Here is a 7,467-nt window from a genome sequence, read left to right as displayed (position 1 = left end):
TATTGTCAACGAGATATGAAAAAAAGAAAACAACCTAAGTTAATCGAATTCTTGGCGGAATGATCATCAGCTTTCGGTTATTTCTTATGCCTACATATTAGCTTAAAAGCTAATATAAGTCAAGTGCTTTAGTGTCTTGTTGAACATCATCAAACAGAGGTGAAGTCCGATGGACATTCATTACCCCCCTCTGATCATTTGATCAAAAGAGAGGTGATTCATTTAGTCATGGATATTCATGATTGCATTGAGCTGATTACCCTAGCTTTATGGGTAATTAGCGTGATTGGTGTTGGAATCTTGAGCAGGGTTCATTTCAAGAACAAGCGCTTAGAGCAATTTCGCAATACTGCAGACTACTTGATGAAGAGTTACGTCAACTTGTACGACAAGGAAAATCTTTCTAATGAGCAAAAGATCAACCGCGTCGGCAACGCAGTAGTGAACAGTCTTGAAGCCAAAGGGTTCAAACTGAACAAGCAGGAAGTCCAGGATATTTTTGCGGAAGTGGCCAAGCAAATGGATGAGCAGACTCAAGAAAAGTAGTAATAATTTTTAAATTTTTCGGAGGTTTTATTATGAAAACATTGAATGAAACTACAAATGTTAATATTTTAAGTCAATTTGATTTAGGTACTGGATATCAAGCAGTTGTTCAAAAGGGTAATGTAGGATCAAAATATGTTTACGCTTTGCAATTACGTGGAGACACAACAACTATCTTGCGCGGTTATCGTGGATATAATATTAATAACTCTATTCTTGAATTGTCAGGACAAGCTGGCGGCCACACCCAAACTTGGGAATTTGCCGGAAATCATGATGATATCAATGGTAATACTAGAGCTGGCCAATGGTTTGTAGGCGTTAAACCATCCTATAACGATCCTAAATATAAATGGGCAAAGCAAATTGCACGTGTTGATATTCGCTACACTTCAGGTCCTCATGCTTCAAACACTGAGTTTCCACGTTTAGCATATCTTAACCGTGCTGGTTCTGATCCATTTAGCGGTGATGACATGACTCATGCGGAAGCTGCTGTTTCACCAGATTACACTAAATTTTTAATTGCAACTATTGAAGATGGTGAAATTGGTCACTTTACGATTTATGACTTAGATACTATTAACAATGCCTTAGACAATGCGGGCACTGGGTATGTAAGCTTAGACGGTTTCCCATATCAAACTAGTTTTACTATTTCAAATCTTTATGGTGATGGTCAGGATAATATTATCAATTCAATTCAAGGTTTTGATCTTGATAATAATGGCAATATCTATATTTCAAGTCAACATTATCCATCTCTAAAAAATGGACATTGGTCAGTTCACCACAAGCAAATTGTTAAAATTCCTTACTATGCACAAAGTGAAGATGCAGAATCCCAATGGAGTTCGGTAAACTTAAGCGCATTTGGTGGATTAGATATTTCTGGTAAGCACAGTGAAGTAGAAAGTATTCAAATTATTGATGAAGATCACTGTTACTTAACCGTAGCTTATCATGCTAATGTGTATGGTAAAAATAAGACTGTTTTAAATAAGATCTATGAATTAACTTGGGATTAATCTAATATAGATAAATTGATCTTTGGGCATTAAGTCGCAGCGGCTTAATGCCCTTTTTTGATGCTTTAACTTGTTTATAGTGATATAATTGCAATGAAGATATTTGAAAAGGATGATTATGATGAAGAATAAGGCTCTATTAATTTCTGCAACTGCATTAATGGCTGTTGCACCTTTGGCTGCTTTAACAAGTACAACTCAAGCTGCAAGCACCGATGCAGATACTGCGATTACCAAGACGATTATGCATACTTCAATGGGATATGACAAAAATGGAAAAAGCACAGGAAATAAATACTATGCCTACAGAACAGTTAATGTCATGACAACACCTGTAAAAATTAATGGTGACTTCTACTATAGAATATATGGATCAAATCAATATATAAAAGCTACTAACATTGATGGTGTAACCAGAAAGATTACTCATAATACGTATATTTATCGTTCTTCTAATGGCAGAACTTCTTACAACGGCCGCTGGAAGTTATATGCAGGACAAACTGTGACTACTTATGGTGGCTCGTATAAATTTAGAAATGGTAAGCACTATTTCAGAGTAGGTGGACCACAAAAGCAATATATTAAATCGTACAATTTAGGACCCGTAATTAGTGTTAATACAAATGTCAACACTAATTCTTCTTCATCTCAAGAAACTAACTCAGAAGAAACGACCGTTACTGTAACTGATAAGCGTGCTGCTCTTTGTGTTGAGGTACCTGATAAAGATGCTGTTCAGCCTTCAGGAAAGTATGCAAAACAAGGCGATAAATTTACAGTAGATCGTTTGGAAAAAGGTACACGTGCTGATACTGGTAGTGATGGTGATGATGACGGTGAATTAGCAATCTATCATATTAAAGGAACAAATTATTGGATTTACAGTCATTCTGTTAAAGCTGCAAAAGAAATACCAACTGTAACTTACAATAAAACCAAAAAGTCACTGATTCAGTTTACTAAACCAACCGATATTTATAATGCTGATGGTACTAAAATTGACTTTAAGGGTGATCAGGTTAGAAAACAAGGCGGAAGTTATAGAGTAGATAAATTGCTTTATATCTGGGTTCCAAGTGAAAAGAAAGCAGAGTTGTTCTACCATTTAGTCAGCAATTCAGTATACAGTAATCATGGAGAAGTAACTTTTTCCGATGGTTACGTAAAGGCTAGTGATGTACAATTTGATCCTGATAGTACTGCATTAACTCCATCAAACACTGCTGCAGAAGCTCAAGCAGCCGCAGTGAAGAAGTAAATTTGCAAATATGCAAAAAAGCCGCCCCGAGAGACGACTTTAACCGTTAATGCATGAATGTTAATGCTTAAGCAATTCATTTAGTTCGTGCAAAAACAGAATGGTTAGAATTGAAGTAAGTAAATCTTGCATGACACAGCTCCTTTCTAGCCTTTTACAGCAGTGTAGGGGCATTAAGCATGCCAAAACCATTTTACCATGATATAATGATAATAGAATTGAAGAAGTGGTCTTGTAGATACAAGAGCATGCAAAACGTGGGCGGTCGAGTGACCGCTTTTTTTGTACCCAGAAGATTGGAAATTTTGCAAATATGCAAAAAAGTCGCCCCGAAGGACGACTTGGTAGTGGCGCAGCTATGCTACGAATCAACGTAGAAACTGATCAAGCATATGCTTTAATCGCTTCTTAAGAGCTTTCTTAAAGCACTTGATGCTTTCGCGGTCGATCGGTATAACTACTAGTACGAGAAAGTATGCACGTGATGTGCGTGGGCTACTAGCTGGTAGCTCAAAAATTAGCAGGGCGGTCGAATGACCGTCTTTTTTATTGGATAAAAGATCGGGAATTCTTCAAATGTGCAAAAAGAAAGCCTTACCGCTAACACGGTAGGGCTTTTTGAGTATGTTGCTTTCTAACACTGTAATTACTTCGTTGCTACATGGATTGTAACACAGAAAACTAAAATTTTTGCGTGTACATCAAATATGGTATTATCTTTAAAATTAACTAACATCAACTCAAATTAAAAAGACTTCATTTTTGGGATTTAGAATCAACTAAAAGCAAAAAAAGCCTTATTATATCAACGTTTCTAAAGACTATTAAGTTTGGTATAATAATGAAAGAAATTAAAAAGAGAACACGAAAAAAGCAATTCCGATGACTCAGTCTGGTAAACTAATTCGAAGTTGCTTTGATCTAACAGTCAATTTTATATGAATTCAAGACGCTATTTATGTCCTTAATTCTCTAAGTATTATACACGAAAAATATACCTATTGCAAAGTCTCGTGAGATAGATCAAAGCAGAAGAAGCCTTCGGAATTGTCCAAACTCGTGTCTGGCAAAACGGAGGTTTTTTAGTATGCCAAAAAAGAAAGAAAAAGAAAATTCACTACATTTAGTTGAGAAAAAGGACAGTAATTTTAAAGCGCGTCCTAGCTGGGCACAACCGATTATCGATCAGTACGGTAATACACGAGGCTGGCGAGCTAAGCCAAACTTGTTAGCGAAGACCATATTAGATGATAATGAGATGTTTTCTGTAGTTGACGACAATGGCAAGTCAACCAGCTACATCTATAATGGAGATTATTGGGAACCAGTTGATCTTGCAGGGATTAGGAATATCGTGGCAAGCTACTTTTACGATGATGAGTACCGCCATGCCTATAATCTGCTAAGTAATAAGGTCGTAAACGATACTGCTAACCTTGTTACAGCGTTAATGGACAGACGAAAGTATGAAGATACATTCGATCAGAGTGACCCATTGAATCTGAACTACATTCCATTTGATTATTATGATTATAACATTATGACGAATCAGAATGTCGAGCATTCTCCTGAGCGTTATTTCACTTATAAGCGAGATTACGATCTTGAAGATGGTGACGCAGAATGTACAAATCAATGGTTATTAGAGAGTCTAGGCGGTGATGAGAAGCTATTAGAATTAATAAAAATCCTTATTGGTGCTAGCTTCTACCGCTCCTACAAACCACTTCAATTCGTGATCTTCATTACTGGTGAAGGTGGGGACGGTAAGTCTGAATTTTTAGATTATTGGGGTTCAAAGTTAATTGGTTCTCGGACTAACTCTCATTTGTCGTTTGATCAAATTGTAAAGACAGGTACTAATTTCGCACTTGCAGAGCTGTATCACAAAGAACTCAATACCTATGATGACTTGAATGCTTCTTACATTGATTCATCAATGATGGGAACAGCCAAACAGTTGACTGGTGGTAATCCGTTTGACGCAGAGGTCAAGAATAAAAGAAATTTGCGGTTTGCCAACTACGCTACAATGGTATTTGCGACAAACGACATGCCAGAGATTCAGAATTTAGGATTTGCGGAAAAACGGAGAATTTACATTTTCAAATGGCACAAAATTCCGAATTTTGAAGAAAAATATGGAATGCTTAGAATTACTAAAGAGCGTGGTGCATTCGCTAAACAGTGTATTGATGCATTTTCAATTGCCAAGTTACGTAGAGATACAGGAGAATCTCAACAGGATGTGCTTCCTAAATGTGAAGCTATCGAGGAGAATTGGAAACAATTCCAGCTTGATAGTGACCCTGTAGCCAGGTTCGTGGCTTCCAGATGTGAGGCAGATCCAGAATATACAGGGGATCATGGTTGGATTGTTGAGAAGCATGATCTATATACTAATTTCATCGATTGGGCAGATAAGCACAATTTGAAAGTTAAGGGAATGACAGAGCGAAAATTCAATAAGAAAATTAAAAAATTAGGATTCCAAGAAGTTGTTAGAAAAGTTAGCTACAAAGCTACCAGAGTTTGGCAAAATATGATGCTGTTACCTGATGGAGTTGAAAATGATACAGATAGTAAAATTGGTCTAAAAGAAATAAACTATTAAAAGAGCCCTAAATGGGGCTTTTTTTGTATGGTTACAAAAAAAGTTACAGTTTTTTGTAACCTTTTGTAACCATATTTTTCCTTATGTATCAACGTTTATGAGCAGGTTACAAGGTTACAATTTTTTTCAATTCACACAGCCACATATATTTATATATATGCTTCATTATTGGTCTATTTTAATTAAATTTATGATTATAATATTTAAAAAATAATTGTAACTTTGTAACCAATACTACATAAAGCCCTATATATCAACATTTCTAAAGGTTACAGTTTTTGTAACCTTTTTTGTAACTTTAAACTATCTAAATAACATAAAAAACAGGTTAACCTAAGCCACATTAATAGTAAGGCTAAATAAAAAAGCTATGTTCCTTAAATTTGTGACATAACTTTTTTACTCGCCATTAGTTAATGGTTTAAATGAAATTACCGCCTTTAAGCCTAAGCCTTTAGCATAGCGATCTAGCGTTTCTAAGCTGGGAATTGAAGTTAGATTCTCAATTTTAGCTAATTGTGGTTGTTTCATACCAATTCTTTTAGCTAACTCTACTTGAGAGATTCCTTGTTTAATCCTTTGGGCATGTAGATATGCTAAACCTTCAATAGTACTCATATCCTTTGGACTAATAGAAGTTAATTCTTTTTTTACATCATTCCATGTTGTCATGATTATCTTCCCTTTCTAACTAATTAATCGTACACAAAAAAAGCACGTGCCGCTTTCCGTACGTGCCGCTCCTTAAGAAGTCTTTGCATAGATTGTGCGCCTTCTTTTAACTAGCATAGTGTTAAGGCAGTGGGCAACCCGATCAAAATATGATCCTTTATTTCTACTGCTATTCTTATTGTTTAATATAAACTATTGAGAAGAATGTTACAATTTATATGTTAACTCTACAAGTTAGGCTAACAAGGAGTAAGCTAACATGAAAATAGACAAAAATAAGACATATACAGTAACTCAGATTGCTACTATAGCAGGGGTTAGCAAAGCTTCTGTAAGTAGATGGCTATCAGATAGACATGTTAGCCCAGACCACACTAAAGGTAAGGCTAAGTATTTCAATGCAACATACGTTAAACAATATCTAGAAGCTCATAAAGCCCCGTCTAACAAGACTTCCAAGACACCAACAGCTATTGAGTTGTTACAGGAACAAGTAAGTCAACTAACAGCAGAAAACAAGCGATTAGTTGCTAGAATCGAAAAGCAAGATCAGCAAATAAAAGAAAAAGATCAACAAATTTCTAATTGGACGAGTCAAAGTGCAGTCATTAGTAAGTTAGCTAACGATTCTCATAACATGACAGTGAAGCTCCTTGAAAATAGCAATACCAGTGCTGAGAGCAATGATGAGAAAGTTAGTTCAACTGTAGAAACCGATAATCAAGCAAACGAGAATGCTGAAAAGCCCCGCTCTAACTGGTTTCAACGAATTTTTGGCAAATAAAGTGTAAAAAAAAGCCCCAGTCGCCTTGTTTAGGCTTCTTGGGAGCTTTTTGTGTTGTACATAATTATTATATTTACAAGCCAATTATAATCTCTGGAGTTTTGAAAAAGAAATTTCTTGCACACAAAAAAAACAGATTATGTTTGCAAGAAAAAATAATTTTTGTTAAGCGCAGTGAAAATTTATTAAGCTAAAAAATGTTGGCAGCATAATTTTGTCGTCAAAAAAATTGAAGCAGAAAATAATTTTTCGCAATAAAAATTTGAAATTAAATGATTTTACTCAAAAAAATTAATTCAAATTTGCGCTCTTGTGCTAATTTCTTTCGAGTTAATTTTAAAGCTATGGCAAAAAATAAAATCAAATTCAAAGTCAGAGCACAAAAAATTTTTTTCATTTGTTGGACTAGAAAAATATAGATTACCTGAAAAAATTATTTTTTTGTGATCTACTAGACACAAATATGAGATCAAATTTGAAAAAATTCTGTTTTATTGAGTGAAAAATTTTTAGATAGAGCAATTTAAATTGCTAAATAATTTATCCTTGAGTGATATTTTAA

6 protein-coding genes are annotated in these 7,467 nt (G+C 35.0%); 5 read left to right on the top strand and 1 reads right to left on the bottom strand.

The genetic code is table 11. The features are described 5' to 3' along the window. The first annotated feature begins 228 nt into the window (after positions 1-228). The 4 genes from HMPREF0518_RS02330 to HMPREF0518_RS02310 all read left to right on the top strand — a co-directional run bounded on the left by HMPREF0518_RS02330 (position 229) and on the right by HMPREF0518_RS02310 (position 5,449). Entirely contained in the window at positions 229-546 is a 318-nt protein-coding gene (locus HMPREF0518_RS02330) for a hypothetical protein (RefSeq protein WP_003625699.1), read from the top strand. 32 nt (positions 547-578) lie between these two features. Continuing rightward, on the top strand, positions 579-1,574 hold the full coding sequence (locus tag HMPREF0518_RS02325; protein ID WP_003625697.1) for a helveticin J family class III bacteriocin: 996 nt from the start codon (positions 579-581) through the stop codon (positions 1,572-1,574). Positions 1,575-1,692: 118 nt separating this feature from the next. Beyond that, a complete protein-coding gene (locus HMPREF0518_RS02320) occupies positions 1,693-2,835 on the top strand; it encodes an SLAP domain-containing protein (RefSeq protein ID WP_023193039.1) in 1,143 nt (380 codons plus the stop codon). A 1,087-nt stretch (positions 2,836-3,922) separates the two neighbouring features. Continuing rightward, on the top strand, positions 3,923-5,449 hold the full coding sequence (locus tag HMPREF0518_RS02310; protein WP_003625693.1) for a DNA primase family protein: 1,527 nt from the start codon (positions 3,923-3,925) through the stop codon (positions 5,447-5,449). Between the two features lie 399 nt (positions 5,450-5,848). Here the strand turns inward: HMPREF0518_RS02310 and HMPREF0518_RS02305 are convergent, their stop codons facing one another. After that, complete coding sequence (locus tag HMPREF0518_RS02305; RefSeq protein WP_003625691.1) at positions 5,849-6,121, bottom strand: helix-turn-helix domain-containing protein; 273 nt, start codon at positions 6,119-6,121, stop codon at positions 5,849-5,851. A gap of 259 nt (positions 6,122-6,380) precedes the next feature. Between HMPREF0518_RS02305 and HMPREF0518_RS02300 the strand changes: the two genes are divergently transcribed. Continuing rightward, positions 6,381-6,905, top strand: coding sequence for a helix-turn-helix domain-containing protein (locus tag HMPREF0518_RS02300; RefSeq protein ID WP_003625689.1), 525 nt, complete (start codon positions 6,381-6,383; stop codon positions 6,903-6,905). Positions 6,906-7,467 lie beyond the last annotated feature (562 nt).

Source organism: Lactobacillus helveticus DSM 20075 = CGMCC 1.1877, assembly GCF_000160855.1.
Taxonomy (GTDB): domain Bacteria; phylum Bacillota; class Bacilli; order Lactobacillales; family Lactobacillaceae; genus Lactobacillus; species Lactobacillus helveticus.
Note: the sequence above shows the minus strand (reverse complement) of the source record. Positions and strands in the feature narration are given on the sequence as shown.

What these genes read in the sequence shown, in the direction of transcription:
- HMPREF0518_RS02300 (WP_003625689.1), top strand. Translation starts at nt 6,381, where the DNA reads ATGAAAATAGACAAAAATAAGACATATACAGTAACTCAGATTGCTACT.
- HMPREF0518_RS02330 (WP_003625699.1), top strand. Translation starts at nt 229, where the DNA reads ATGGATATTCATGATTGCATTGAGCTGATTACCCTAGCTTTATGGGTA.
- HMPREF0518_RS02305 (WP_003625691.1), bottom strand. Translation starts at nt 6,121, where the DNA reads ATGACAACATGGAATGATGTAAAAAAAGAATTAACTTCTATTAGTCCA.
- HMPREF0518_RS02325 (WP_003625697.1), top strand. Translation starts at nt 579, where the DNA reads ATGAAAACATTGAATGAAACTACAAATGTTAATATTTTAAGTCAATTT.
- HMPREF0518_RS02320 (WP_023193039.1), top strand. Translation starts at nt 1,693, where the DNA reads ATGATGAAGAATAAGGCTCTATTAATTTCTGCAACTGCATTAATGGCT.
- HMPREF0518_RS02310 (WP_003625693.1), top strand. Translation starts at nt 3,923, where the DNA reads ATGCCAAAAAAGAAAGAAAAAGAAAATTCACTACATTTAGTTGAGAAA.